The sequence below is a fragment of the Nonomuraea sp. NPDC048826 genome (genome assembly GCF_043198225.1).
Classification (GTDB): domain Bacteria; phylum Actinomycetota; class Actinomycetes; order Streptosporangiales; family Streptosporangiaceae; genus Nonomuraea.
In genome coordinates this window covers 540,216-564,016 of record NZ_JBICUQ010000002.1, presented here as the reverse complement: position 1 = coordinate 564,016, position 23,801 = coordinate 540,216, and the positions used below count along the sequence as shown (strand labels likewise).

23 protein-coding genes are annotated in these 23,801 nt (G+C 72.1%); 14 read left to right on the top strand and 9 right to left on the bottom strand.

The window, feature by feature from the left end:
• Positions 1 to 12 precede the first annotated feature (12 nt).
• Entirely contained in the window at positions 13 to 906 is an 894-nt protein-coding gene (locus ACGFI7_RS08225; protein WP_393400752.1) for a maleylpyruvate isomerase family mycothiol-dependent enzyme, read from the bottom strand.
• Entirely contained in the window at positions 906 to 1,463 is a 558-nt protein-coding gene (locus ACGFI7_RS08220; protein WP_393400749.1) for a sigma-70 family RNA polymerase sigma factor, read from the bottom strand. The genes ACGFI7_RS08225 and ACGFI7_RS08220 overlap by 1 nt, the downstream gene beginning before the upstream one ends.
• A 153-nt stretch (positions 1,464 to 1,616) precedes the next feature.
• Here ACGFI7_RS08220 and ACGFI7_RS08215 point away from each other — a divergent pair, with 153 nt between their 5' ends.
• The 5 genes from ACGFI7_RS08215 (at position 1,617) to ACGFI7_RS08195 (ending at position 6,511) form a co-directional block, all read left to right on the top strand.
• Positions 1,617 to 2,042 carry an OsmC family protein gene (locus ACGFI7_RS08215; RefSeq protein ID WP_270155068.1) on the top strand — a complete coding sequence of 142 codons (426 nt, stop codon included), beginning with the start codon at positions 1,617 to 1,619 and terminating at the stop codon, positions 2,040 to 2,042.
• A 33-nt stretch (positions 2,043 to 2,075) separates the two neighbouring features.
• On the top strand, positions 2,076 to 4,193 hold the full coding sequence (gene glgX, locus ACGFI7_RS08210; RefSeq protein ID WP_393400745.1) for a glycogen debranching protein GlgX: 2,118 nt from the start codon (positions 2,076 to 2,078) through the stop codon (positions 4,191 to 4,193).
• A 30-nt stretch (positions 4,194 to 4,223) separates the two neighbouring features.
• Positions 4,224 to 4,946, top strand: coding sequence for a pyrimidine reductase family protein (locus tag ACGFI7_RS08205; RefSeq protein WP_393400742.1), 723 nt, complete (start codon positions 4,224 to 4,226; stop codon positions 4,944 to 4,946).
• Between the two features lie 149 nt (positions 4,947 to 5,095).
• Positions 5,096 to 6,163, top strand: coding sequence for an ATP-dependent DNA ligase (locus ACGFI7_RS08200; protein ID WP_393401897.1), 1,068 nt, complete (start codon positions 5,096 to 5,098; stop codon positions 6,161 to 6,163).
• Positions 6,164 to 6,190: 27 nt separating this feature from the next.
• Positions 6,191 to 6,511 carry a hypothetical protein gene (locus ACGFI7_RS08195; RefSeq protein WP_393400740.1) on the top strand — a complete coding sequence of 107 codons (321 nt, stop codon included), beginning with the start codon at positions 6,191 to 6,193 and terminating at the stop codon, positions 6,509 to 6,511.
• 205 nt (positions 6,512 to 6,716) lie between these two features.
• Here the strand turns inward: ACGFI7_RS08195 and pgeF are convergent, their stop codons facing one another.
• Positions 6,717 to 7,421, bottom strand: coding sequence for a peptidoglycan editing factor PgeF (gene pgeF, locus ACGFI7_RS08190; protein ID WP_393400738.1), 705 nt, complete (start codon positions 7,419 to 7,421; stop codon positions 6,717 to 6,719).
• A 91-nt stretch (positions 7,422 to 7,512) separates the two neighbouring features.
• Between pgeF and ACGFI7_RS08185 the strand changes: the two genes are divergently transcribed.
• Positions 7,513 to 8,370: a tetratricopeptide repeat protein gene (locus ACGFI7_RS08185; protein WP_393400736.1), complete on the top strand. Its 858-nt coding sequence runs from the start codon at positions 7,513 to 7,515 to the stop codon at positions 8,368 to 8,370.
• A gap of 118 nt (positions 8,371 to 8,488) precedes the next feature.
• Here ACGFI7_RS08185 and ACGFI7_RS08180 read toward each other — a convergent pair whose 3' ends face one another.
• Positions 8,489 to 8,890: an RNHCP domain-containing protein gene (locus tag ACGFI7_RS08180; RefSeq protein ID WP_393400734.1), complete on the bottom strand. Its 402-nt coding sequence runs from the start codon at positions 8,888 to 8,890 to the stop codon at positions 8,489 to 8,491.
• Between the two features lie 14 nt (positions 8,891 to 8,904).
• Positions 8,905 to 9,291 carry an RNHCP domain-containing protein gene (locus ACGFI7_RS08175; RefSeq protein ID WP_393400732.1) on the bottom strand — a complete coding sequence of 129 codons (387 nt, stop codon included), beginning with the start codon at positions 9,289 to 9,291 and terminating at the stop codon, positions 8,905 to 8,907.
• A gap of 300 nt (positions 9,292 to 9,591) precedes the next feature.
• Between ACGFI7_RS08175 and ACGFI7_RS08170 the strand changes: the two genes are divergently transcribed.
• Entirely contained in the window at positions 9,592 to 12,078 is a 2,487-nt protein-coding gene (locus tag ACGFI7_RS08170) for an acyl-CoA dehydrogenase family protein (protein WP_393400730.1), read from the top strand.
• A gap of 263 nt (positions 12,079 to 12,341) precedes the next feature.
• Here ACGFI7_RS08170 and ligD read toward each other — a convergent pair whose 3' ends face one another.
• Positions 12,342 to 13,340, bottom strand: a complete 999-nt coding sequence (ligD, locus tag ACGFI7_RS08165) for a non-homologous end-joining DNA ligase (RefSeq protein ID WP_393400728.1) — start codon at positions 13,338 to 13,340, stop codon at positions 12,342 to 12,344.
• 346 nt (positions 13,341 to 13,686) lie between these two features.
• Between ligD and msrB the strand changes: the two genes are divergently transcribed.
• Complete coding sequence (msrB, locus tag ACGFI7_RS08160) at positions 13,687 to 14,088, top strand: peptide-methionine (R)-S-oxide reductase MsrB (RefSeq protein WP_393400726.1); 402 nt, start codon at positions 13,687 to 13,689, stop codon at positions 14,086 to 14,088.
• 282 nt (positions 14,089 to 14,370) lie between these two features.
• Here msrB and ACGFI7_RS08155 read toward each other — a convergent pair whose 3' ends face one another.
• Positions 14,371 to 15,309 carry an alpha/beta fold hydrolase gene (locus ACGFI7_RS08155; protein ID WP_393400723.1) on the bottom strand — a complete coding sequence of 313 codons (939 nt, stop codon included), beginning with the start codon at positions 15,307 to 15,309 and terminating at the stop codon, positions 14,371 to 14,373.
• Complete coding sequence (locus tag ACGFI7_RS08150) at positions 15,251 to 16,540, bottom strand: cation:proton antiporter (RefSeq protein ID WP_393400721.1); 1,290 nt, start codon at positions 16,538 to 16,540, stop codon at positions 15,251 to 15,253. Before ACGFI7_RS08150 ends, ACGFI7_RS08155 begins: the two co-directional genes overlap by 59 nt.
• 156 nt (positions 16,541 to 16,696) lie before the next feature.
• On the opposite strand from ACGFI7_RS08150, the gene ACGFI7_RS08145 reads away from it, so the two are divergent.
• The 6 genes from ACGFI7_RS08145 to ACGFI7_RS08120 are packed head-to-tail and all read left to right on the top strand — an operon-like array spanning position 16,697 to position 20,716.
• On the top strand, positions 16,697 to 17,437 hold the full coding sequence (locus ACGFI7_RS08145; protein ID WP_393400718.1) for a hypothetical protein: 741 nt from the start codon (positions 16,697 to 16,699) through the stop codon (positions 17,435 to 17,437).
• A gap of 29 nt (positions 17,438 to 17,466) precedes the next feature.
• A complete protein-coding gene (locus tag ACGFI7_RS08140; RefSeq protein ID WP_393400715.1) occupies positions 17,467 to 18,459 on the top strand; it encodes a class I SAM-dependent methyltransferase in 993 nt (330 codons plus the stop codon).
• 1 nt (position 18,460) lies between these two features.
• Positions 18,461 to 18,667, top strand: coding sequence for an MbtH family protein (locus tag ACGFI7_RS08135; protein WP_393400712.1), 207 nt, complete (start codon positions 18,461 to 18,463; stop codon positions 18,665 to 18,667).
• Entirely contained in the window at positions 18,664 to 19,680 is a 1,017-nt protein-coding gene (gene gntD, locus ACGFI7_RS08130; protein WP_393400709.1) for a guanitoxin biosynthesis L-enduracididine beta-hydroxylase GntD, read from the top strand. The genes ACGFI7_RS08135 and gntD overlap by 4 nt, the downstream gene beginning before the upstream one ends.
• 11 nt (positions 19,681 to 19,691) lie before the next feature.
• Positions 19,692 to 20,498 (top strand): SDR family NAD(P)-dependent oxidoreductase, encoded by an 807-nt coding sequence (locus tag ACGFI7_RS08125; RefSeq protein ID WP_393400707.1) that lies wholly within the window; start codon positions 19,692 to 19,694, stop codon positions 20,496 to 20,498.
• 41 nt (positions 20,499 to 20,539) lie between these two features.
• Positions 20,540 to 20,716, top strand: a complete 177-nt coding sequence (locus tag ACGFI7_RS08120) for a hypothetical protein (protein WP_393400705.1) — start codon at positions 20,540 to 20,542, stop codon at positions 20,714 to 20,716.
• 3 nt (positions 20,717 to 20,719) lie between these two features.
• Here the strand turns inward: ACGFI7_RS08120 and ACGFI7_RS08115 are convergent, their stop codons facing one another.
• Positions 20,720 to 23,743: a BTAD domain-containing putative transcriptional regulator gene (locus tag ACGFI7_RS08115; RefSeq protein WP_393400703.1), complete on the bottom strand. Its 3,024-nt coding sequence runs from the start codon at positions 23,741 to 23,743 to the stop codon at positions 20,720 to 20,722.
• Positions 23,744 to 23,801: the final 58 nt, after the last annotated feature.

Below are 23,801 nucleotides of genomic sequence, written 5' to 3'. Positions count from 1 at the left end.
GCCCGGACTCGGTCAGGGGCCCGAGAGCGCCGGGGCCGTGCGCAGGACGTCGCGGGCCAGGCCCGCGTCGCCGTCGATCCGCGCCGGGAAGCAGTCGGGGTCGCCCCGGCCGCCCAGCAGGAAGCAGAACTCGACCACGCCGGCCGTGATCCGCGCGTCCGGCGCGCCGGACGGCGCGGGGTCCTCGACGCCGAGCGCCACGTGCCACTCGCCGCCGCCCGCCCCGGTGAGCGTCACCAGCACGCTGCGCCCTGACCCGTCCAGCCCGGACAGCAGCATCGTCCACGGCAGCAGCCGGGCGCACAGGTCGGCCGTCGGGTGGATGTGCTCGGGCACGGGCTCCGGCAGCCGGACGCCGGCCACCCGGGCCGCGTCGTCGGTGTGGACCCAGGTTTCCAGCGTCCTGCCGAGCAGGTGGTCCCGGACAGGGGCCGACAGGCCGTCGAGCGAGGCGGTGCTGCCGGGCGGCACCGTGGCCAGGTGGCGGCAGAGGGCGTCGGCCTGGGCCCGCCAGTCGCGGCGGGTCTGCTCGGGGCTGCGGGCCCGCTCGTAGGCCTGCACGTCGGCGGTGCGGCCGAGCGAGTCGGCGGCGGCGATCTCCGGCCCCAGCACGGGCGCGCCGACCCCCGCCGCGAGCAGGCCGTCCTTGGCGGCCAGATGGGCGACGAGCTCCTGCAGCGTCCAGCCCTCGACGATGACCCGGGACCAGTCGTCGTCGACGGCGGACGCCAGCAGAGCGTCCATGGCGGCGACCCGGCCCGCGTACGGCTGGGCCCACGGCGCGGTGGGAGCCGCCGGCCGGCGCCGCGCCCTGGCCCCGGCCAGCAGTTGCGGCCGCAGCGAGCTCTTCGGCTCCGCCGGGTCTTCGAGCAGCGCGTCCAGATACAGACGCTCGAGCGGCTCCATCACACCTCTTCCTCCGCCAGCGCCTCCGCCAGGCGTTTCAGCGCCAGCCGGATGCGCGATTTGGCCGTGCCCTCGGGCACGCCCAGTTCCTCCCCCACTTGCCGGTAGGTCCTGCCCCCGAAGTAGGCCAGCTCGACCGCCTCGCGTAACGCGTCCGGCAGCGCCGTGACGGCCTGCCGGACCCGGTCGGCCTCGTCGCCGGCGATCACCGAGTCCTCCAGTTTCTCGGGCTCCCGCTCGAACAGCCGGGGACCGATCACGGACACGCGCCTGCGCTCCTCCGCGCGCACGTGGTCGACGGCGCGGCGGTGCGCGATCGTGGCGAGCCACGCGCGCAGCGTGCCGCGTTCCGGGTCGTACGCCAGCGGACGCTCCCAGAAGATCAGGAAGACCTCCTGGGTGATGTCCTCGGCGATCACCCGGTCCCTCGTCACGCGCAGGGACAGGCCGAAGATCAGCGAGGCGAGCCGATCGTAGATCTCTCCGAGTGCGGCCTCGTCGCCGCCGACCACCCGCTGGTGCAGCAGGCGGTCGTCGTACGGTGCCTCCACTGGCACCACACTCCCGTGATCCGGACTAGGCGGCGGGTGCGCCGCGACCCAGCATGTCATTATTCGCCCGGAAACGGCAGACGGATGTCCGGCCACAGTGACTTTCCCGCCCCGCGATAGGGTCGGAGGGTCTACTGATCGACAGAGGGAGCAATTCGCATGGCCACGACTCGCACCGCCACGACGCAGTGGAAGGGCGCGCTGCTCGACGGTTCCGGCACCGTTTCGCTCGACACCTCCGGCGTCGGCACCTTCGAGGTCTCCTGGCCCTCGCGCGCGGAGGCCGCCAACGGCAAGACCTCCCCCGAGGAGCTCATCGCCGCGGCCCACTCCTCCTGCTTCTCCATGGCGCTCTCGCACGGCCTGGCCGGCGCCGGCACCCCGCCGGAGTCCGTTCAGACCAGCGCCGACGTCACCTTCCAGCCGGGCGAGGGCATCACCGGCATCGTGCTCACGGTCAAGGCCCACGTGCCCGGCATCACCGCCGAGCAGTTCCAGCAGGCGGCCGAGACCGCCAAGGCCAACTGCCCCGTCAGCAAGGCGCTGACCGGCACCACGATCACGCTGAATGCCGAACTGCTCTAGCAAGAGCGCTATCGCGTGCGACAATTAGGTCACATGCGCGACGTCTGGCCGGGCGAACCCTATCCACTCGGCGCTACCTGGGATGGCGTGGGCACCGGTTTCGCGGTGTTCTCCGAGGTGGCCGAGCGTGTTGAGCTGTGCCTTTTCCACGACGACGGCTCCGAGGAGCGCGTCGAACTGCCCGAGGTGGATGGGTTCGTCTGGCATGGTTACCTGCCCGGCGTGATGCCCGGCCAGCGCTACGGCTACCGCGTCCACGGTCCCTACGACCCGGCGCACGGCCACCGGTGCAACCCCGCCAAGCTGCTGCTCGACCCGTACGCCAAGGCGGTCGACGGCGAGCTGCGGTGGAACGAGGCGGTCTTCTCCTACCACTTCACGGACCCGGCGAAGGTCAACCCGCTCGACAGCGCTCCCTTCATGCCGAAGAACGTCGTGATCAACCCGTTCTTCGAGTGGGGCAACGACCGTGCGCCGCGCATCCCGTACCACCAGACCGTGATCTACGAGACGCACGTGCGCGGGCTCACCATGCGCCACCCGGACGTGCCGGAGGGTCTGCGCGGCACGTACGCAGGGGTGGGGCATCCGGCGATCGTCGACCATCTGCTGTCGCTGGGGGTGACGGCGGTCGAGCTGATGCCGGTCCACCACTTCATGCCCGAGCACTTCCTGGTGGCCCGCGGGCTGACCAACTACTGGGGCTACAACACCATGGCCTATCTCGCACCGTACGGCGGCTACTCCAGCGCCGGCACGCGCGGCGAGCAGGTGCAGGAGTTCAAGGCCATGGTGCGGGCGCTGCACGAGGCGGGCATCGAGGTGATCCTCGACGTGGTCTACAACCACACCGCCGAAGGCGACCACATGGGGCCGACGCTCGGGTTCCGCGGGATCGACAACGCCGCCTACTACCGGCTGCACGACGGCGACCGGCGCTACTACCTGGACTACACCGGCTGCGGCAACTCGCTGAACGTGCGCTCGCCGCACGCCCTGCAGCTGATTATGGACTCGCTGCGCTACTGGGTGCTGGAGATGCACGTCGACGGGTTCCGGTTCGACCTGGCGTCGGCGCTGGCCCGTGAGCTGCACGACGTCGACCGGCTGAGCGCGTTCTTCGACCTGATCCAGCAGGATCCGGTGATCTCGCAGGTCAAGCTGATCGCCGAGCCGTGGGACGTGGGGCCGGGCGGCTACCAGGTGGGCAACTTCCCGCCGCTCTGGACGGAGTGGAACGGCAAGTACCGCGACACCGTGCGCGACTTCTGGCGGGGCACCCACTCGGCGCTGCCGGAGTTCGCCTCCCGGCTGACGGGCTCGGCCGACCTGTACGAGACGTCGGGGCGGCGTCCGGTGGCCTCGATCAACTTCGTGACGTGTCACGACGGGTTCACGCTCACCGACCTGGTCTCCTACGACCGCAAGCACAACGAGGACAACGGCGAGGGCAACCGCGACGGCACCGACGACAACCGGTCGTGGAACTGCGGGGCCGAGGGGCCGGTCGAGGACCCGGCGATCGTGCGGCTGCGCCACCGGCAGCGGCGCAACTTCCTGGCCACGCTGTTCCTGTCGCAGGGCGTGCCGATGCTGTCCCACGGTGACGAGCTCGGCCGCACCCAGCGGGGCAACAACAACGCCTACTGCCAGGACAACGAGCTGGCCTGGGTCGACTGGTCCGGGCTGCGCACCGAAGCGCCGCTGCTGGAGTACGTGCGCAACCTGGCCAAGCTGCGCAGGGAGCATCCGGTGTTCCAGCGGCGGCGGTTCTTCCACGGCCGTCACCCCGACAACGGCGAGCGCGACCTGGTGTGGCTGACGCCCGGCGGCAAGGAGATGACGGCGTCCGACTGGCACGTCGGGTACGCCAAGTCGCTGATGGTCTACCTGAACGGCGACGCGATCACCGAGCCGGGGCCGCGCGGCGAGCAGATCGTGGACGACTCGTTCCTGCTGCTGATCAACGCCCATCACGAAGACATGGCGTTCACGCTGCCGGGCGAGGCGTTCGGCGCCGACTGGCTGCCGGAGCTCGACACCGCCGACGAGAGCAGCGAGGGGCTGTTCGGCGACGAGCGCTGGCGGGCGGGCGACGTGGTGGCGGTGACGTCGCGGTCGATGCAGGTGCTGCGCAGGCCGCGCGGCTGAGTTGTCGGGGGCGTGTGCCAAGGTGGAGAAGTGCGCCGCATCCATCCTGACCTCGACGACGATCCCGACCTCGTACGCGCCTACGCCTACCCCGAGGGCCGGCCCTGGCTGCGTCTCAACATGGTGGCCAGCGCCGACGGCGCGGCCTGGGACCAGGGGCTGTCCGGAGGGCTGTCGGGCAAGGCCGACAAGCGGGTGTTCGGGGTGCTGCGCGGGCTGGCCGACGTGGTCCTGGCGGGCGCCGCGACCGTCCGGGCCGAGGGGTACGGCCCGGTCAAGCCCCGCGAGTCCTGGCGCGTGCTGCGGGCCGGGCGGCCGGCGGCGGCGCCGCTCGCGATCGTCAGCCGCGGCCTCGACCTCGACTTCGACGCGCCGCTGTTCCGCGAGGCGGTGAGCCCGACGCTGGTGATCACCTGTGAGAGCGCGCCGGGGAGCCGGCGCGAGGCGGCGGCCGCGGCCGGTGAGGTGATCGTGGCCGGTGACGAGGAGGTCGACCCGCGCCGGGCGGTGGCCGCCCTGCACGCCCGGGGGCTGACGCGGGTGCTGTGCGAGGGCGGGCCGCGGCTCAACGCCCAGCTCGCGGCCGCCGGGCTGGTCGATGAGCTGTGCCTGTCGGTGAGCCCGCTGCTGCTGGGCGGCGGCGCGGCGCGGATCCTCGACGGCGCGCCGTCGCGTTCGCGGCTGGAGCTCAGGCAGGTGCTGGAGGAGGAGGGCGTCCTGTTCTGCCGTTACACGAGGGAGATGCGACCATGACCGAGCCGACGCCCACGCCGGAGCCCGCGCCTACGCCGGAGCCCGCACCCGCACCCGCACCCGCACCCGCGCCCAAGGCGGGGAGGAAGGCCAAGGAGCCGGAGCCGATCCCCGATCTCGACCTGCCGGTCAAGCCGCCGGTCGGGCCGATGCTGGCCAAGCCCGTCAAGGCGATGCCCAAGCAGGACGGCACCCTGTTCTACGAGCCGAAGTGGGACGGGTTCCGGTGCATCGTGTTCCGGGACCGCGACGAGGTCTACCTCGGCAGTCGCAACGAGCGGCCGTTCACCCGCTATTTCCCTGAGCTGGTCGAGGCCGTCAAGGCGGAGCTGCCCGAGCGGTGCGTGGTCGACGGCGAGATCGTGCTGCCGCGCGGCTCCGAGCTCGACTTCGAGGCGTTGCAGCAGCGCATCCACCCCGCGGCCTCCCGGGTCAAGCTGCTGGCGGAGCAGACGCCGGCCTCGTTCATCGCCTTCGACCTGCTGGCCGTGGGCGACGAGGCGCTGATGGAGGCGCCGTTCGCCGAGCGGCGGGCCCGGCTCGAGGAGCTGTTCCCGGAGAAGGGCCGGTCGGTGCGGCTCACCCCGGTGACCAAGAACGACGAGCAGGCCGGCGAGTGGTTCGAGATGTTCGAGGGGGCCGGGCTCGACGGCATCATCGTCAAGCCGGGCGACCAGCCCTACATCCCCGACAAGCGGGTCATGTTCAAGGTGAAGCACGAGCGCACGGCCGACGTGGTGATCGCCGGCTACCGCGAGCACAAGACCGGGCCGATCGTGGGCTCCATCCTGCTCGGCCTCTACGGCGACGACGGCAGGCTGCACCACGTCGGCGTGACGGCCTCGTTCCCGATGGAGCGCCGGGCCGAGCTGGTCGAGGAGCTCAAGCCGTACGTCGCCGAGCTGAGCGAGCACCCCTGGGGCCACTGGGCCCAGCAGGCGCAGGCCAACCTCGGCCAGCCGGCCGCCACGCCCGCCACCGGCGGCCAGCGGGTGCCGGGGGCGATCTCGCGCTGGAACGCCAAGAAGGACCTGTCCTTCATCCCGCTCCGGCCGGAGCTGGTGATCGAGGTGGCCTACGACCAGATGGAGGGCGACCGGTTCCGGCACACCGCCCAGTGGCGGCGCCGGCGGCCCGACCGCACTCCCGAGTCGTGCACGTACGAGCAGCTCGAACGGCCGGTTTCCTACAATCTTGATGACATTCTTGCTCGCTGAGCCGAGCTGTCGTTTATATATGGCTGTATGGGCACCAGTGAAGAGCTGCGCGCGGCCATGTCCGTCAGCCGCGACCTCGGCCCCGACTACGACGACGCCGTCGCCGCGTCGTTCCTCGACAAGATCGGGCAGGAGGTCGACCGGCGGGTGGACGAGCGTCTCCAGGCCGCGCCCGCCGCCCGGCGGCGCGGCCCGACTGACGGCCAGCGGCTCGCGCTGGCCATCGTCTCCCTGTCGCTCGGCACCGGTGCCACGATCGCGCTCACGGTGCTCGGCACGACCAACCCGGGGATCCTGGTCATCTGGCTGGCCATCGTCGCGGTCAACTTCTTCTTCAACCGCTCCTGACCGGCTCCGCCTTCGGGCGGGCCGTCGTGACCTCCTTCCGCGCGGGTGGGCCACCGTCACCCAGGCTCACCCCGTGCCCCTCCCCACCCAGGGGGAACGCCGGGGGCTCCTGTGGGGCAGATGGGTGGTCGTGATCCCAGTCTGGGGCGGGATGCTCGGGCTTTCTCGCTCCGCCGTTCGGTGTCCCGAGGAGCGTCTCCGTCGGCTACGTGAGCCAGATGAGGCCGGCGAAGCGGCCGGGGTCCGCGCGGCGGTGGGAGTAGAGCTCGCCGGACTCGATGGTGCAGCGGGAGTCGTGCCGGACCTCGGGCACGCCCGCCGCGCGGAGCTGGGCCTCGATGCCGGCGCGCAGGTCGAGCGCGGGGGTGCCCCAGGAGGTGGTGGAGCGGGCCGGCGGCACCTTGGCCGCCACCTGGTCACGCAGCTCGGCCGGCACCTCGTAGCAGCGCCCGCACGCCCCCGGCCCGACGAACGCGGCCATGCGCCCCGGGTCGGCGCCCTTGGCTGCCATGGCCTCGACCAGCACGGTGGCGATGCCCGCTTCCGTACCGGGACGTCCGGAATGCGCCGCGCCGACCATGCGCGCCACCGGGTCGGCCACCAGCACCGCCGGGCAGTCGGCGCCCAGGGAGGCCAGCGCCAGCCGCGGCTCCGTGGTGAACACCGCGTCGACCGGCGGCGCGTCGTCGCCGAACGGCTCGCTCACGTACGCGACCTCGGCGCCGTGGACCTGCCGCATGAACACGATCGCCCGCACGCCCAGCTCGGCCGCGACGCCCGCCCGGTTGGCCCGCACGGCGGCGGGGTCGTCGCCGGTCAGACCGCCGAGGTTGCGCGTCCCGTACGGCGGGGCGCTGACGCCGCCATGGCGGTCGGTGACGGCGACGTGCACTCCGGGGGCCAGCTCCATGTCCCCGATCTTATGACCGCCCCGGCCGGTGGGCGGCGGCGTCACGGTGAAAGGGAGCGATGATCGACAAAGGGCCGATAGATTTCCCCCCATGAGCGAGGAGATCAACGAGGCGGCGGCCCGGTCGCGGGCGTCGGTGCTGCGCAGCCGGGCCGAGTCGTACATCGCGCTGGGGCGGCACGACGCGGCGATCGCGGACCTGACCGAGTCGATCGCGCTCGTCCCGGACAACGCGCGCTCCTGGCGGCTGCGCGGTGAGAGCCACCGGCTGATCGAGCGGTACGAGGCCGCGATCTCCGACTTCGACGAGGCGCTGCGGATGGAGCCCGACAGCGCGTACGCGCTCGGCTCGCGGGGGCAGGCGTACGCCGCGCTGGGCCGGTACGACGAGGCCATGGCCGACTTCGAGCACGCGCTGACCCTGTCGCCGGAGTCTCTGTGGATCCTGGAGGCCAGGGCGGACGCGCTCGCCGACCTGGACCGGCTGGACGAGGCGCTGGCCGAGCATGCCAAGATCATCGACCTGGACGGCAGCCTGGCGCACTCCTGGCTCGCCCGGGGTGACCTCTACCAGCGAATGGGCCTCTACACGGAGGCCATCGCCGACTACACCGGCGCACTGGAGATCGACCCCGACCACGTGCGCGCCCTGAGCAGGCGTGGGGAGGCGCTGCGCATGATCGACCGGTACGAGGACGCGCTGTCGGACCTCAACCGGGCCATCGAGCTGGCTCCCGACCACGACCGCGCGCTCGGCAGCCGCGGCGCGGTGCTGAGCGAGCTGGGCGACAACGAGGCGGCGCTCAGGGACCTCGACCGGGCGATCGAGCTGGACGCCGAGTACGTGTGGGCCTACCGCGTACGCGGCGAGATCTTCCAGGAGGAGGACCGCCACGAGGAGGCGATCGCCGACTTCACCCACGCCCTGAGCCTGGAGTTCGGCGACTGAACCGACCGGCTTTGGAGCGTCTCGGCTTCGGAGCGCCTGGCTGACGGGACCGGCTTCGGAGCGCCTGGCTATCGGGACCGGCTTCGGGGGCCCCGGGTGATGGGGCCCCCGAAGCCGGTCACAGGGCCAGTAGCGCTCCGGAACGCAGGCGGTCGCCTGACAGCGGTCTCATCGCGATGCGGAGCAGCACGAGCGCGTTGTCGTCGCCCGCGATGCGGTTCGCGCTGAGCCCGCCGCACGACTGGCAGCTGTGAATGATCAGCCACTCGCCGTCGTTCCGTGCCGTGACGCTGAGCGGCGTCATGCGGCCGCGGCAGGCGGCCCGCCGGTCACCGGGCACGCGGTGGTCGACGTGCCGGCTGGTCAGGCAGTTCGGGCAGTGGTTGCGGTGCGCGGTGCCCGGCGCGGTGACAGGCACGTCGAGCCGGCAACCGACACACCGGAAGGCGTCGCCGGGCTCGCCGTGCCTGACGTCCTTGCGGCGCTGCGGTCTGCCTCCGGCCGGTTTCCTGCGTGGCATGGTCTCCGCTCCCCTCACAGGTCGCCGAACGTTTCCAGCGGAAACGGCGGCTGGGCGAGCGGGCGGACGGCCATGCGCATGAGGATGAGCTGGTTGTCGTCGCCGCTGATCGGGTTCGACGTCAGCTCTCCGCAACGCGTGCAGCGGTGGATGATCATCCAGTCGCCGCCGCGCAGCACCGCGATGGAGATCGGGGCCATGCGCGAGCCGCATTCGGACGGTCCGCCCTCGGCACGGTCGAACACGTGCAGCGAGTGCAGGCAGCTCGGGCAGTGGTTACGGCGGCCGCCTCCGGGGGCGGTTCCGGTCACGGTCAGCCCGCAGCGTACGCAGGTGAACGTATCGGTCAGGATCTGACGGGTCTTGTGGGTGGACACCCTGGGGTACTCCTTGCCGGACATGCTGGAAAAGGGCAGCAAGGAAGCGCCGTGCGGGCCTCGCGACGGTCAGAGGTGATGAGTCACGTACGGGTCCGGACGATGACAGGCGTCACGTTCGCGTCCGGGTGACGGTACGACGAGGCGCGCGTGGCGCGGCCGCGGGCATAGACCCCTACTTTCAGGGCGTGACCGCCCGAGTGACTCGTACATGGACATCGGGAGCGTAACCAGCCTCTGTACGGGGTCGCCACCGAATATTTCGGCCCGGCGGCGGGCTGCCGGGGTCTGTCGCGAGACCGAATAATGTTCTAGGTTCTGTGCATGGGTATCGGGCTGACCGCTGAACACCGGGCGCTCGCCGAGTCCGTGCGCGGGCTGGCGGAACGGGGGGCGGGTCATGACGCGCTCGCCGGGCAAGGAGTCCTCGGCCTGCACCTGCCGGAGGAACGTGGCGGGCAGGGGTTCGGGCTGCTGGAGCTGTGCGTGGCGTTGGAGGCGCTCGGCGAGCGCCGGGTGCGCGGCCCGTACCTGCCGACGGTGCTCGCCGCCGCGGCGGCGGCCCGCTCCCCCGCCGGGAAGGACCTGATCGGCGCCCTCGCCGACGGCTCCCGCACCGCCGCCGTCGTCCTGCCTGGCATGAGGCACGAAGGGGTGGTGGCCGGTGCGGGCAGGCCTGGGGAGGACGCCGGGACGGCGGCCGGTGCGGACAGGTCCGGGGAAGACGCGGGGACGGCGGTCGGTGCGGCCCGTCCGGGGAAGGCCACCCCGTCCGGGGCAGGCGGGGCCTTCAGGGCAGATGGACCCTCCGGGACAGACGGACCCTCCGAGGCAGGCGGACCCTTCAGGGCAGATGGACCCTCCGGGGTAGGCGGGCCCTCCGGAACAGGCGGACCCTCGGCGGAAGGCGGGGCGTCGGCGGAACGCGGGTCGTCGTGGGGAGGCGGGCCGGCCGGGGTGGGCCTGATGGCGCTCGGGGCGGCGGGGGCGGACCTGTTCCTGGTGCCCGTCGGTGCCGACGGCTGGGCGCTGCTCGATCGCGCGGACGTCGTGGCCGAGGCCGTCAGCGGCGTCGACCTGGACCGTGAGCTGTGCACCGTGACCGTCGTGACCGTGCCGGGGGAACGCGTGCTCGGCGCGGTGCCGGTGCGGGAGCTGGCCGCGGTGCTGCTCGGCGCCGACGCCTGCGGGGTCGCCGCCTGGGCGGTGGACACGGCCACGGAGTACGCCAAGACACGGGAGCAGTTCGGGCGGCCCATCGGCCAGTTCCAGGGCGTCAAGCACCGCCTGGCCGCCGCGCTGGTCGTCCTGGAACAGGCCCGCGCCGCCATATGGGATGCCGCCCGAGCCCTGGACGACCCGGATGCTCCCGAAGAGCACGGAACCTCCGGAGAGCACGAGACCGCCGGACGCCACGGGACCACCGCAGCTGACGGGACCGCTGGAGAGCACGGAATCCCTGGAGGGGTGACAAGGCTGGCGGCGCGGGTGCGGCTGGCTGTGGGGGTGGCCGGGGTGCTGGGGGCGGAGGCCGGGGTGCGGTGCGCCGCCGACGCCATCCAGGTGCTCGGCGGCATCGGATACACCTTCGAGCACGACGCCCACCGCTACTACCGGCGGGCGTTGTCCGACCGGATGCTGGCCGGGGACGCCGGCGAGTGGGCCGATGAGGTCGCCGGGCTGGCTCTCGGCGGGGTGCGCCGGCCGATGGAGCCCGACCTGCCCGAAGAGGCCGCCCCGATCAGGGACGCGGTCCGGGCGCACGCCGCCTCCCTCCGTGCCGCCGACCCGGCCGAACGCCGCCGCCGGTTCGCCGCGGAAGGGTGGATCATGCCCTACCTGCCCGAGCCGTGGGGCCGCGCCGCGTCACCGCTCGAACAGGTGATCATCCACGAGGAGTTCCGCGGCCTGAAACGGCCGAACCTGGGCATCGGGGCGTGGGCCGTGCCGTCGATCGTCCGCCATGGGACCCGCGACCAGCAGGAACGCTTCCTGCCCCGGACGTTCTCCGGCGAGATCGTGTGGTGCCAGCTGTTCTCCGAGCCCGGCGCCGGCTCGGACCTGGCCGGCCTGTCGACCAAGGCCACCCGGGTGGAGGGCGGCTGGACGCTGACCGGGCAGAAGATCTGGACGTCCCTGGCCCAGTACGCCCACTGGGGCATCTGCCTGGCCAGGACCTCCCCGGACAAGCCCAAGCACGAAGGCATCACGTACTTCCTCGTGGACATGGCCGCGCCCGGCGTCACCGTGAGGCCGCTCAAGGAGATCAACGGCGACGAGCTGTTCAACGAGGTCTTCCTCGATGACGTGTTCGTGCCGGACGAGCAGGTCGTCGGCGAGGTGGACGGCGGGTGGCGGGTGGCCCGCGACACCCTCGCGCACGAACGGGTCGCGCTCGGCGACTCGTGGGGGCCGGGGTCGCAGCACACCGACATGGCCGTGTTCGCCGCCCGGCTGCCGCTACGGGAGTCCCAGCGCGAGCAGGCGGGGCGGCTCTGGGCGGAAGGCCAGGCCATCTCGGCGCTCGGCCTGCGCGTGACCCTCGCCCAACTCGCCGACACCGGCACCCGAACCGGCGGAGAGACCTCGTCCGGTGACCGGGCGCGCGCCACGGCGTCCAGCGTCCGCAAGCTGCTCGGCATGCGGCACTCGCAGGCGGTGTCCGAGTTCTGCTGGGGCCTGGCACCCGCCGACCCCTACTGGAGCCGCATGATCCTCACCACCCGCGCCTTCACCATCGGCGGCGGCACCACCGAAGTCCAGCTCAACATCATCGCCGAACGCGCCCTAGGACTCCCCCGCGACCCCTGACCAGCACATCGGGATCACGCCGGGGTAGGGCATGGCAGAGCGGCAGCGCGAGGGCATAGGGGCAGCGTGCGCACATCGGCCTGAGTACATCGGCGCAGAAGCGCTGCCCTGCTAGGGCGGTGTATGCGGCGGTTGTCCGTGTTCAGCCCAGCAATGCCACACGTCTAAGCAAGGCGAGGCGCGTGGCAAGGCAAGGCGTGGCGAGGACGCCCGAAACGCGAGAGATCTAGGCGCGGACACCCCGTAAGGCCAGAGCGGGTGGTTTAGTCGTCGCGGGCCTTGCTGGGCTGGACGCGTTTGGGCTCGCCTGGCATTTTCGGGTAGTTGGGTGGGTAGGGCATGTCGCCGCGTTCGTCCTTGTCGTACCAGTCCAGGAGGGCCTCGATCGAGTACGCGTGGTCGTCGATGGCGGCGTGGACGTCGCCCAGGTCGGCGAAGCGGGCGGGGACCGTGCGGATGTCGAAGTCGCGCGGGTCGGCGTCTTCGAGCTCGTCCCAGGTGAGTGGGGTGGAGACGGGCGCGTGCGGGCGGGCCCGGACCGAGTAGGCGCTGACGACGGTGCGGTCGCGGGCGTTCTGGTTGAAGTCGATGAAGACCCGGTCGCCGCGCTCCTCCTTCCACCAGGCGGTGGTGACCAGCGCGGGGTCGCGCTCCTCGACCGCCCTGGCCAGCGCGATGCCGGCGTGGCGCACCTGCACGAAGTCCCAGCGCGGCTCGATCCGCACCGCGATGTGGACGCCGCGGTTGCCCGAGGTCTTGACGAACCCGGTGATGCCCAGCTCCGCCAGCACGTCTCTGGCCAGGAACGCGGCCTTGCGCACCGCGTCGAAGCCGACGCCCGGCTGCGGGTCGAGGTCGACGCGCAGCTCGTCGGGATGCTCCACGTCGGCGGCGCGGACCTGCCAGGGGTGGAAGTCGATGGTGCCCAGGTTGGCGCAGTAGGCGATGGCGGCGACCTCGGTGACCCGCAGCGAGTCGGCGGTGCGGCCGCTGGGGAAGGTGACGGTCACGGTCTCCAGCCAGTCGGGGCGCTTGGCGGGCATCCGCTTCTGGTAGATGGCCTCGCTCTGCACGCCGTCGGGGTGGCGCTTGAGGTTGGTGGGCCGGTCCTTGAGCGCCCGGAGCGCGCCCTCGCCCACGCTGATGTAGTACTCGACCAGCTCGCGCTTCGTCGCGCCGATCTCCGGAAAGTAGATCTTGCCGGGATTCGTCACCTTGACGGTGCGCTCTCCCACCTCGAGCTCGATGTACGGCGATGCCATGGATCCGAACCTACCCCGCGCCTCCGACAAACCACCGCCGCCAGGCGGAAGGGGGCCCGTTCCGGAGCCGCACCGGTGGCGGGACCGGGAGCTCGACGGAACGGGCCCGTCGGCGAGACCACTCGCGCCGCCGTTCCGGGCGCTGGCGCGCCACCCGGCCGGCACAGGCGATCGCCGGCGGCGCCAGCACGGGCGTGGGCTGTGCCGCTCTGGCGATCCGGCGAGTGATCTCGCCCCTTGGCAGGAGGCGATGACACCCCCTTGCTGACAAAGACGCGAATTCGCCCCAGAAAGGATGCTTCCCCCAATGGAGATCTCTTTTTGCCGCATCTCGTACTCTGAACGTATGGACAAGGTGGTCAAGAGTGAGGCCGAGTGGCGCGTTCAGCTCTCTCCGGAGGAGTTCCACGTGCTGCGTGAGGCGGGCACGGAGCGCCCGTTCACCGGCGAGTACGTCGACACCAAGACAGAGGGCGTCTACGCCTGCCGGGCGTGCGGAGCCGAGTTGTTCAGGTCCGACACCAAGTTCGAGTCCCATTGCGGCTGGCCCAGCTTCTTCCAGCCGTCCGACTCCGACGCCGTGAGGCTGATCGAGGACCGCAGCCACGGCATGGTCCGCACCGAGGTGCGGTGCACGCGCTGCGACTCCCACCTGGGGCACGTCTTCCACGGCGAGGGTTACCCGACGCCGACCGACGACCGCTTCTGCATCAACTCGATCTCGCTGAGGCTCGAACCCGTCGAGTGACAATCTGTTGACAGCACGTATCGGACGGGGGTCGCGGGTAGAACGACCCGTGTGCCGGATCCATTTTCGTCACCGCTGGGTGACGATCGAGACGATCGGCCGCGTCATCACACAGCGGTGCGAGACGTGCTCGAAGACCCGGGTACGGGTGCGGTGAGCTGAGGGCGTCCCTGAGAGGACGCGCAGGTCCGGGGGGGGTTTCCGGGCAATGGTGGTGCCGGTTTCTCCACGAGCCGGGCGGGGAGGGGGTGCGTCACCCGGCAGGTCAGGGCGGGCACGCGGCTAAACAGCGGTCCCGGTGGTTCCGGCGGTCCCGGTGGTCCCGGCGGTTCCGGGGGTTCCGGGGGTTCCGGGGGTTCCGGGGGTTCCGGCGGTTCCGGCGGTTCCGGCGGTTCCGGGGGTTCCGGCGGTTCCGGGGGTTCCGGGGGTTCCCGTGGCGAAGAAGTCCACGATCAGGGAGTTGACCTCGTCCGGCTGCTCCATGTAGCCGTAGTGCCCGCATTTGGCGACCTGTGCGTACCTCGCCCCCGGGATGGCGGTGGCGACCTCCTGTCCGAGATGCGGCGGCGTGATGAGGTCGTCCTCGAAGCCCACGACCAGGCAGCGGCCGCGGATGGCGCGGTAGTCGGCCAGCCGGCTCTCCATGATCTCCAGTTTGTGCTGGGCGCGCATCACCGCCTTGGCCGTCGGGAAGAGCTCGAAGAGGTCCAGCCAGTGCCGGGCCCGGCCCTCGTCGTTGAGCGTGTGCGGCGACAGGCTGAGCACGGCGCGCAGCGCGGCGCCGTAGGCGACGGGCAGGTCGACCGGGCCGAAGTTCAGCTCGGCCTCGGCCGCGGCGAGCCTGGCGCGGAAGTGGTCGGGCCGCCCGCGGGTGGCCATCAGCACGGCCTGCTCGACGAGTTCCGGCCGTTTCAGCAGCAGCTCCTGCACGATGTGCGCGCCCATCGACACGCCGACGAGGCGGCAGCGCCCGCCGCACAGGGTCTCGGCGAGCCCGGCGAGGTCGCCCACCAGGTCGTCGATCTCGGGCGTCCCGGAGTCCGGCGACAGCCCGCGGTTGTCGAAGGTGATGACGCGGTAGCCGGCGGCCACCAGCGCGGGCGTCTGGTGCAGGTGCCAGACGTGCCCGGGGCTGCCGGTGCCCATCACCATGATCACCGGGTCACCGGTGCCCTGGTCGGTGTAGGTCAGGGTGGTCCCGTTCACTCTCGCCACGGCCATGCCGCTCTCCGTTCCGTTCCGTTCCGGGTGCTCGTTCGAGGGCCGCCCGCAGCAGTGGAGGCGCCATCAGGGAGGTGGCCACCGCGATCAGGACGACGATCGAGTACGCGGCGGGTGTCAGGATGCCCAGCCGGAGCCCGACGGTGGCGACGACGATCTCGATGAGGCCACGTGAGTTGAGCCCCGCGCCGATGGCGAAGGACTCCCAGCGGGGTATTCCGCTGATGCGGGCGCCGAGGTAGCCGCCGGCCAGCTTGCCCGCCACCGCCAGCGCCAGCAGCCCCGCCGCGGTCAGGGCGACCACCGGGTCGGCCAGGGCCGCGAGATCCAGGTGCAGCCCGGCGAAGGCCAGGAAGACGGGGGCGAGGACGGCGACGACGGCGGTGCGCAGGCCGGTCAGGTGCCGCGCGCCCGCGCCCTTGGCAGCCCCGGCGACCAGCCCGGCGACGAAGGCGCCGACCACCGGCTCCAGCCCGGCGAGGTGCGCGGCGAGCGCGCCGGTGAGGATCACGACGGCGGCGGTGGTCATGGCGGGCGCCTGGTCGGCCTCGCTCAGCACGCGCCGGGCCAGCGGCCGCAGCGCCAGGGCCGCCAGGGCCATGACCGCCAGCCACAGCACCGGCAGGCCGACCGTTCCCGGCCAGCCGCCCCGGGTGGCCATGGCGCCGACGACCGCGAGCAGGATCCAGGCCACGGCGTCCTGGACGGCGCCGGAGGCCAGGGTGATCTGGCCGACGCGGTGGCCGAGCAGGTTCAGGTCGCCGAGCGTACGGGAGATGACCGGGATGGCGGTCACGGACAGGGCCACGCCGAGATAGGCGGCGAAGGTGGCCCGGTCGGCGGCCGGCCCCAGCAGGACCGCCGGCGCCGCGAAACCCGCCGCCGCGCCCAGCGCCAGCGGCAGGAGCAGCGCGCAGGCGCTGACCCTGGCCAGGGTGCCCGCCTGCGCGCGCAGCCTGCCCAGGTCGAGTTCGGCGGCGGTGAGCCCGACGAGCAGCAGGAGCCCGAGCTGGGCGACGGCGTCGATGAGCGCCCCGGAGCCGGGCCGGGGCAGCCACTGGGCCCAGTCCGGCGCCAGGTGGCCCAGCACCGACGGCCCGAGCAGGACGCCCGCCGCCAGCTCCCCCACGATCGCCGGCTGGCCGAACCGGGAGGCCAGCCGGCCCAGCAGCACGGCCGAGGCCAGGATCACGACGAGCTGCAGGAGGAACAGCGGGACCCCGGTGAGCATGGCCCCAGCGTAGGAAGGCGCTCGGCGGCTTCCGCCTGGCCAGCGGGCGAATGGCGATTTCTCGCCACAACGGCGGCGGACGCTTCTCCGGTCCCGATAGCCGCCCTACGGTCCGAAACAGCGAGATCCCCTCAGGAGAAGCGAAGGATCCCCGCAGTGAATGCCCGAATTGTGCAGGAACTGAACCAGCACGTACGCCACGCCGGATTGTCCGGCGAGGTGGCGGCCGCCCGGCGCGAGTTCGCCGAACGCGGATTCGCGAAGGTGTCGTTCCTGGCACCCGCGAGTGTCAAGCAGGCCGTGGCCGACGACGTACTCTCCCTCATCGAGGAATCCGGGGTCCGGCGCGACCTCAGGTTCAAGGAAACCGGTGGCACGCCCCGCCGGATGAGCAACGTGACGCGATCGGAGATCGCCGCGCGCAGCGCCCTCATCCCGGCCGTGTACGAGTCGGAGCCCCTGCTCGGACTGCTCGCCGAGATCGTTGACGAGCCCGTACTGGCCTGTCCGTACGAGCCCGAGCAGTACGTGATCACCCGCCTGGAGCAGAGCGGCGACACCCACGGCTGGCACTGGGACGACTACAGCTTCGCCCTGGTGTGGCTGGTGCAGTGCCCGCCGCCGGAGCACGGCGGGTTCGTCCAGTGCGTGGCCGGCACCACCTGGGACAAGAGCGATCCCGCCATCCACCGGGCGCTGCTCGACAACCCCATCTGGTCGTTCGAGGTGGGCGCGGGCGACCTCTACGTGATGCGCACCAACACCACGTTGCACCGCGTCTACCCGATCACCTCGGGCGTGCGGACGATCATCAACATGGGGTACGCGTCCAAGCCCGACCTGGAGACGGTGACGTCCCACGAGACCATGGACGCGCTGTGGGCCGAGCAGGCGTGAGCAGGATGCCGACCGAAACGGAGAACCCGATGCACACGGCTTTTACCCGCGGCCCCGTCGCCGACCTCTTCTCGTCGTATCTCGTGGCGGTCTCGCTGTCGGCCGCTGACGAGCTGGGCATCCTCGACGCGCTCAGGCAGCAGGACAGCTACTCGATCGAGACGGCGGGCGCTGACGGGCTCGACCCGCGGCTGGTGCGCCAGTTGCTGGTGACGCTCTCCTGGGCGGAGATCGTCGAGGTCGCCGACGACAAGGCGATCACCGGGCCGCGCTTCGAGGACGCGTACCGTGCGCGCGGCTACTTCTACTGGATGGTCCGCGGCTGCGGCGAGCTGTTCTCGGTCCTGCCCGGGGTGACCAGGACCGAGGACCGCACCGGCGACTTCTACACCAGGGACATGCGGGCGGTGGCGGTCGGCTCCAAGCTGATCGGCGAGACCGAGGTCGAGCCGCACTTCGTCGAGCTGCTCGGCGAGCTGGACTACTCGGTCATCGCCGATCTCGGCTGCGGCTCCGGCCAGCGGCTGATCGACGCGGTCTCGCGGCGGCCCGGGGTGCGCGGGGTGGGCGTCGACATCGCGCCCTCGGCGGTGGACCTGGCCGTGAGCTCGGTGGAGCGGGCCGGTCTCGCCGGCCGCGTCGGCGTCGTCACCGGTGACGTGCGGGACCTGGAGCCGCTGCCCGAGTTCGCCGACGTGGACCTCATCACCTGTGTCTTCCTCGGCCACGACTTCTGGCCCAAGCCCTCCTGCGTGGCGGGCCTGCGCAAGCTCCGCACCGCCTTCCCGAACGCGCGCCGGCTGCTGCTGTGCGACGTGGTCCGCAGCGAGGAGCCGCCGGGGCCGGACACGACGATCTTCACGCTGGGCTTCGAGCTCGTCCACGCCGCGATGGGGGTCTACCTCCCCACCCGCGCGGAGTGGCATGAGGCGTTCCGCGAGTCCGGCTGGGTGCTGAACGGCGAGCGGGACTTCGCCGCCCCGCCGCGCGGCATCCTGTTCGATCTGAGCCCGGAGAGCTGACATGAGCAACCCCTTCGACGACGAGAACGGTTCCTTCCTGGTCCTGGTGAACGCCGAGGAGCAGCACTCGCTGTGGCCGTCGTCCTTCCCCGTGCCCAGCGGCTGGCGCGTCGCCTCCGGCCCGGCCTCCCGCGCCGAGAGCCTGGAGTACGTCGAGAGCAACTGGAGCGACATCCGGCCCGCCAGTGTGAGGAGCACGCCGGCATGAGCGCCGACATGATCGAGTACGTCCTCGACGGCAAGGAGGTGGACGCGATCAGGGCCGTCGGCGAGCGGGTCAGGGCACTCGGCGAGGATCCCGCCGACCCCGGCTTCTTCGACCGGTGCTGGCACATCCGCGAGGAGCTGCCCGTCGGGCTGCGCCGCTTCCTGGAGGACTTCCGCCGTACGGAGCCGGCCGCGATCTGCCTGGTGCACGGCTTCCCGGTCGACGACGACGCCGTGGGGCCCACGCCGGGCCACTGGTCGGTGCCCTGCCAGTCGGCCGCCGCGGGCGACGCGGAGGTCTGTCTCGCCCTGTGCGGGATGGTGCTGGGCGAGCCGTTCGCCTGGTCCACGCTGCAGGGCGGGCGGATGATCCAGAACATCGTGCCGATCCGCGGCGACGAGATGCAGCAGAGCGGTCACGGTAGCGAGTCGACGCTGGAGTTCCACACCGAGGACGGCTTCCATCCGCTGCGCTGCGACTATCTCCTGTTGTTCGGCCTGCGCAACCACGAGGGCGTGCCCACGGTGGTGGCCTCGGTGCGCGACCTGGAGCTGTCGGAGGAGCAGACCCGGTTGCTGTCGCGCCCGCGCTTCCACATCGTCCCCGACGACGAGCACCTGCGGCAGCTGGAGGCGAGCCAGCCCGGCCATCCGGCGCTGGCCCTGATGCGCGAGATGCGCGACAGGCCCGAGGCCGTCCCCGTGCTCGTCGGCGAGTCCGGCACCCCCTACCTGCGGCTCGACCGCCCGTTCATGACCTGCGCGGACGGCGACCCGGAGGCCGAGGACGCGCTCGACGCGCTGGTGGCGGGGCTGGAGGCCGAGCAGCGGGACGTGGTGGTCGGTCCGGGCACGCTGCTGATCGTCGACAACTACCTGGCCGTCCACGGGCGCAGGCCGTTCCACCCCCGCTACGACGGCACGGACCGCTGGCTGAAGAAGCTGACGGTCAGCAGGAACCTGCGCAGGTCCATCGGCAACCGGGCGACCACCAGCCCTCGGGTGATCTTCTAAGGGGTGTCGCCATGCGTACTGTGATCATCTCCGGCGCGTCCAGCGGGATCGGGTTCGCCGCCGCCGAGCGGTTCGCGCGCTCCGGCGACGCCGTCGTCAACCTCGACGTGCAGCCGCCGATCGCGGTGCCGAGCCCGGGGGTCTCCTGGGTCGAGGCTGATGTGACCGACTGGCCGTCGATCGAGGCGGCCGTGGCGGCGGTCTGGACGGAGCACGGCCGGCTGGACGTGGTGATCGCCAACGCGGGCATCAGTGTCAGGCACGGGGTGCTCAACCTGGACGAGGCCACCGCCCGCCGCGTCGTGGACGTCAACCTGCTGGGCGTGCTGGGCCTGTGGCGGTGCGCCGCCGGTTACATGACGAGGCAGGGGCGCGGCGTGCTGCTGGCGACCGCGTCGGTCAACGCCTCGCGGGCGTATCCGTACTATGCCGACTACAACGCCACCAAGGCGGGCATTCTCGCCCTGTGCCGCACCTTCGCGCTGGAGCTCAGCCCGAACATCAGGGTGGCGTGCGTCAGCCCGGGGGCGGTGCTGACCCCCATGCAGGAGGCCGAGTACACCCCGGAGATGCTGGACGAGGTCAACCGCTCCATCCCGCTCGGCCGGCACGCCGAGCCGGCGGAGATCGGCGCGGCCTTCCACTATCTGGCCTCCCCGGCCGCCGCGTTCCTGACCGGGCAGGAGCTGGTCGTGGACGGCGGCGAGATCGCCGGCGCGACCACGTCCGCCTTCGGCACCGGCGGCACCACGGACGCGCCGGGCCCTTCGGCGTGGCCGCTCTCCTCGACCTCGCGGGCCGGCGACGCTACGTTCTAAGCCCGCGTGACAGACATCGCTTTCTTCGAGAAAGGATTTCCATGAAGCGCCGTATCGCTCTCGTCACCACCGCGGCCGCGTTCTTCGCCGCCCTGCTCGCCGTGCCCGCCGCCGCCGAGCCGGACGTCGACCCGTTCAGGAACTTCCACTGGACCGGCGAGCGCGACATCCAGAAGCGCCCGTGGATCGGCGACCACGCGTTCCCCACGTTCCCCTGACGCTCAGCGCCCTTCGTCCTCCGCGAGCAGGGCCGCCGCGCGAGCCCACAGCTCGTGGGCGCCCTGGTCGTTGTGGAGCATGGCCTCCGTCGCCGCCAGCGCCTCCAGCGCCCGCGCGTGCCAGATCCTGGCGCCCAGTTCCTCGAAGACCTTGGAGGCGAGGGTCAGGTTGTTCCGGGACGAGGTCGCGTTCCCGGTCTCGAAGTGGAGGTTGCCGAGCGCGAGCGAGGTGACGCCGACCACGAACTGCTCGCCGACCCGCTGGGCGATCTGCCGCGAGGTGAGCAGCGCTCTTTCCGCGCCTTCCGTACGGCCCTGCTGCGCGTAGGTCTCGCCCAGCACCCGCAGCACGTAGGACTCGCCCACCACGTCCCGCAGCTCGCGGACCGTCTCCAGGGCCTTCTCCAATGTCTGGCGTGCGGCGTCGACGCGCTGGGTGCGCAGCAGCACCTCGCCGAACCGGTACAGCGCCTGGGCCAGGCCCCGCTGGTAGCCGATCTCCTCGAAGGCGCTCACCGCGGCCCTGAGCAGCGGCTCGGCCTCGCCGTACGCGCCCTTCTCCAGGAGCACCTGCGCGGTGCTGGCCGTGACGTGCGCCCCGGCGGCGTGGTCGCCGAGCGCGCGCAGCGTCTCCCCCGCCTGCTCGTAGCGCGCGAGGGCCAGGTCGAACCGGCCGGCGATGCGGTCGAGCAGGGCGAGGTTGCGCAGCGCCAGGGCGCGGCCGTGCTCCTCCCCCTGCTGCTCGAACATGCGCACCGCCTCCCGCAGGAGGTTGTCGGCCTCGTCGTAGCGCTGGCGGAACAGTTCGAGGCTGCCCAGGCCGTAGATCATGGCGGCCTCGCCGCGGACGTCGCCGTCGCGGCGGGCGGCGGCGAGCGCGAGCTCGTGCGTCGAGCGCCAGTCGTCGTAGTAGCTGCGCAGCTCGAAGAACGTCGCCGAGGTCATCGTCAGGTCCCAGCAGAGCGCGCTGAAGCCGAGCGCGGCGGCCTGGCCGATCTCCGCCAGCAGGTGCGGGCGCTCGGCCTCGAACCATTCGATCGGGTCGGGCATCATCCGGTCGATCATGGCGAACGGCAGCCTGCGGCGCTCGGCGGGGCCGTGCAGGACGGCGTAGTCGCCGCCGAGCAGGCGGGCGTGGGCCGCCTCCACCAGCGCCAGCCAGCAGCCGAGTGCCCGGCGCAGCGCGGCGTTGCGCTCCTGCTCGCTCTCCTCGATCAGGGCCCGCTCGCGCGCGTACAGGCGGAGCAGGTCGTGGAAGCGGTAGCGGGCCTGGCCGCCGGGCCAGGGCTGGGCGAGCTCCAGCAGTTGCGCGTCGACGAGCTGCTCGATCAGGTCCTGGGCCCGCTCCGGGTCCACCTCCAGCAGGGCGGCGCCCAGCCACGGGCCGAACTCGGTCACGTCCAGCAGCGCCAGCCGCCTGAACATGATGGCCGCCTGCGCCGACAGGTCGCGGTAGCTGAGGATGAACTTGGTGCGCAGGTCCACCTCGCCCTGGCTGAGCTCGTCGAGCCTGCGGCTCTCGTCGGTGAGCCTGGCGACGAGGTCGGCGCTGGTCCACGACGGCCGCACGGCCAGCCGGGCGGCCGCCACGCGCAGCGCGAGCACGAGCCCGCCGCACAGCTCGCTGAGCTGTCTGGCCCCCTCCGGGTCTGCGTGCACCCGCTGCTCGCCCGCGATGCACGCGAGCACGTCCACGCCCTGGTCGGGGGGCAGCACGTCCAGCCGGAGCGGGGTCGCGCCCTCCAGCGTGATGAGCCCGGAGAGCTGGTCGCGGCTGGTCACGATGACGGCGCAGCCGGGCGCGCCGGGCAGCAGGGGCCGGACCTGGCTGGAGTCGCGCGCGTTGTCGAGCACGAGCAGCAGCCGGCGCCCGGCCAGGACGGTGCGGAACAGGGCGGCCCGCTCCTCCAGCGTGGTCGGGGGGTGCTGGCGGGTGACGTTCAGCGCGCGCAGGAGGGTGTCGAGCACGTCGAAGGGCGAACTCGGCGGGCCCGTCTCCGAGTAGCCGTTGAGGTCGACGAAGAGCTGGCCGTCGGGGAAGCGCGCGGCGACGCGGTGCGACCAGTGCACGGCCAGGCCGCTCTTGCCGACCCCGCCCATCCCGGTGATGACGGCGATGAACGGCTGCCCCGCCTGGCACTTGCGGTCGAGCAGCGTGTCGAGCCGCTCGATCTCGGCGTCGCGGGCGACGAAGCCGTTGACGTCGGGCGGCAGCTGGGCGGGCACCGCCGGCGCGGCCTCCGGCGCGGCGTGCTCCATGACGAACCGGCCCTGCCGCTGGCCGGTCTCCCCGCGCAGGATCGCCTCGTGCAGGTCGGCCAGCTCCGAGCCGGGTTCGAGCCCGAGGCGCTCGATGCTGAGCCGGTAACCCTCCTGGTAGGTGGCCAGCGCCTCGGCGCGGCGACCGGCCCGGCTCTGGGCCAGCATGAGCAGGCCGCGCAGGCGCTCGCGCAGCGGGTACTCGGCGACCAGCCCGACGAGTTCGCCCAGGATCTGCAGGTCGTGCGACAGTTCCAGCTCGACCTCGAAGAACTCCTCCAGGATGGCCAGGCGCCACTCGCCGAGCCGCTCGGACTCCGCGCGCACCAGCTCGCCCTCGACCCCGGTCAGCGGGTCGCCGCGCCACAGGGACAGCGCCTCGGAGAGCTGTTCCGAGGCCTTCTCCAGGTCACCCGCCGTGCGCGCGGTGCGCGCCTGGCGCAGCGCCTCCTCGACCTCCTTGACGTCGAACCTGTCGTCGTCGCCGAGCCGCAGCAGGTAGCCGGAGGAGGCGGTGACGATGGGGTCGTGCGCCACTCCCGCGGCGACGAACTCCCGGCGCAGTCCCGACACGCAGATGGCGACCTGGTTACGGGCGGTGGCGGGCGGGTGCTGGCCCCAGATCGCGGCGCTGAGCCTGTCGGTCGAGACGACCCGGCCCACGTTCAGCAGCAGGGTCGCGAGCATGATGCGCCGACGCGGCCCGCCCAGCGGGATGTGCAGGTTTTCCGTGCTCACCGTCAGGGGACCGAGGACGCGAAACTCCATGCACACACCCACTGGTTCGTCTCAGCCAGGCCAAGGCGGTCCCGCCGACTCCATACGG

Excerpts from the sequence above, each read along its gene's own strand:
- ACGFI7_RS08225 (WP_393400752.1), bottom strand. The coding sequence starts at position 906 with ATGGAGCCGCTCGAGCGTCTGTATCTGGACGCGCTGCTCGAAGACCCG.
- ACGFI7_RS08215 (WP_270155068.1), top strand. The coding sequence starts at position 1,617 with ATGGCCACGACTCGCACCGCCACGACGCAGTGGAAGGGCGCGCTGCTC.
- glgX (WP_393400745.1), top strand. The coding sequence starts at position 2,076 with ATGCGCGACGTCTGGCCGGGCGAACCCTATCCACTCGGCGCTACCTGG.
- ACGFI7_RS08200 (WP_393401897.1), top strand. The coding sequence starts at position 5,096 with ATGCTGGCCAAGCCCGTCAAGGCGATGCCCAAGCAGGACGGCACCCTG.
- ACGFI7_RS08195 (WP_393400740.1), top strand. The coding sequence starts at position 6,191 with ATGGGCACCAGTGAAGAGCTGCGCGCGGCCATGTCCGTCAGCCGCGAC.
- pgeF (WP_393400738.1), bottom strand. The coding sequence starts at position 7,421 with ATGGAGCTGGCCCCCGGAGTGCACGTCGCCGTCACCGACCGCCATGGC.
- ACGFI7_RS08185 (WP_393400736.1), top strand. The coding sequence starts at position 7,513 with ATGAGCGAGGAGATCAACGAGGCGGCGGCCCGGTCGCGGGCGTCGGTG.
- ACGFI7_RS08180 (WP_393400734.1), bottom strand. The coding sequence starts at position 8,890 with ATGCCACGCAGGAAACCGGCCGGAGGCAGACCGCAGCGCCGCAAGGAC.
- ACGFI7_RS08175 (WP_393400732.1), bottom strand. The coding sequence starts at position 9,291 with ATGTCCGGCAAGGAGTACCCCAGGGTGTCCACCCACAAGACCCGTCAG.
- ACGFI7_RS08170 (WP_393400730.1), top strand. The coding sequence starts at position 9,592 with ATGGGTATCGGGCTGACCGCTGAACACCGGGCGCTCGCCGAGTCCGTG.
- ligD (WP_393400728.1), bottom strand. The coding sequence starts at position 13,340 with ATGGCATCGCCGTACATCGAGCTCGAGGTGGGAGAGCGCACCGTCAAG.
- msrB (WP_393400726.1), top strand. The coding sequence starts at position 13,687 with ATGGACAAGGTGGTCAAGAGTGAGGCCGAGTGGCGCGTTCAGCTCTCT.
- ACGFI7_RS08155 (WP_393400723.1), bottom strand. The coding sequence starts at position 15,309 with ATGGCCGTGGCGAGAGTGAACGGGACCACCCTGACCTACACCGACCAG.
- ACGFI7_RS08150 (WP_393400721.1), bottom strand. The coding sequence starts at position 16,540 with ATGCTCACCGGGGTCCCGCTGTTCCTCCTGCAGCTCGTCGTGATCCTG.
- ACGFI7_RS08140 (WP_393400715.1), top strand. The coding sequence starts at position 17,467 with ATGCACACGGCTTTTACCCGCGGCCCCGTCGCCGACCTCTTCTCGTCG.
- ACGFI7_RS08135 (WP_393400712.1), top strand. The coding sequence starts at position 18,461 with ATGAGCAACCCCTTCGACGACGAGAACGGTTCCTTCCTGGTCCTGGTG.
- gntD (WP_393400709.1), top strand. The coding sequence starts at position 18,664 with ATGAGCGCCGACATGATCGAGTACGTCCTCGACGGCAAGGAGGTGGAC.
- ACGFI7_RS08125 (WP_393400707.1), top strand. The coding sequence starts at position 19,692 with ATGCGTACTGTGATCATCTCCGGCGCGTCCAGCGGGATCGGGTTCGCC.
- ACGFI7_RS08120 (WP_393400705.1), top strand. The coding sequence starts at position 20,540 with ATGAAGCGCCGTATCGCTCTCGTCACCACCGCGGCCGCGTTCTTCGCC.
- ACGFI7_RS08115 (WP_393400703.1), bottom strand. The coding sequence starts at position 23,743 with ATGGAGTTTCGCGTCCTCGGTCCCCTGACGGTGAGCACGGAAAACCTG.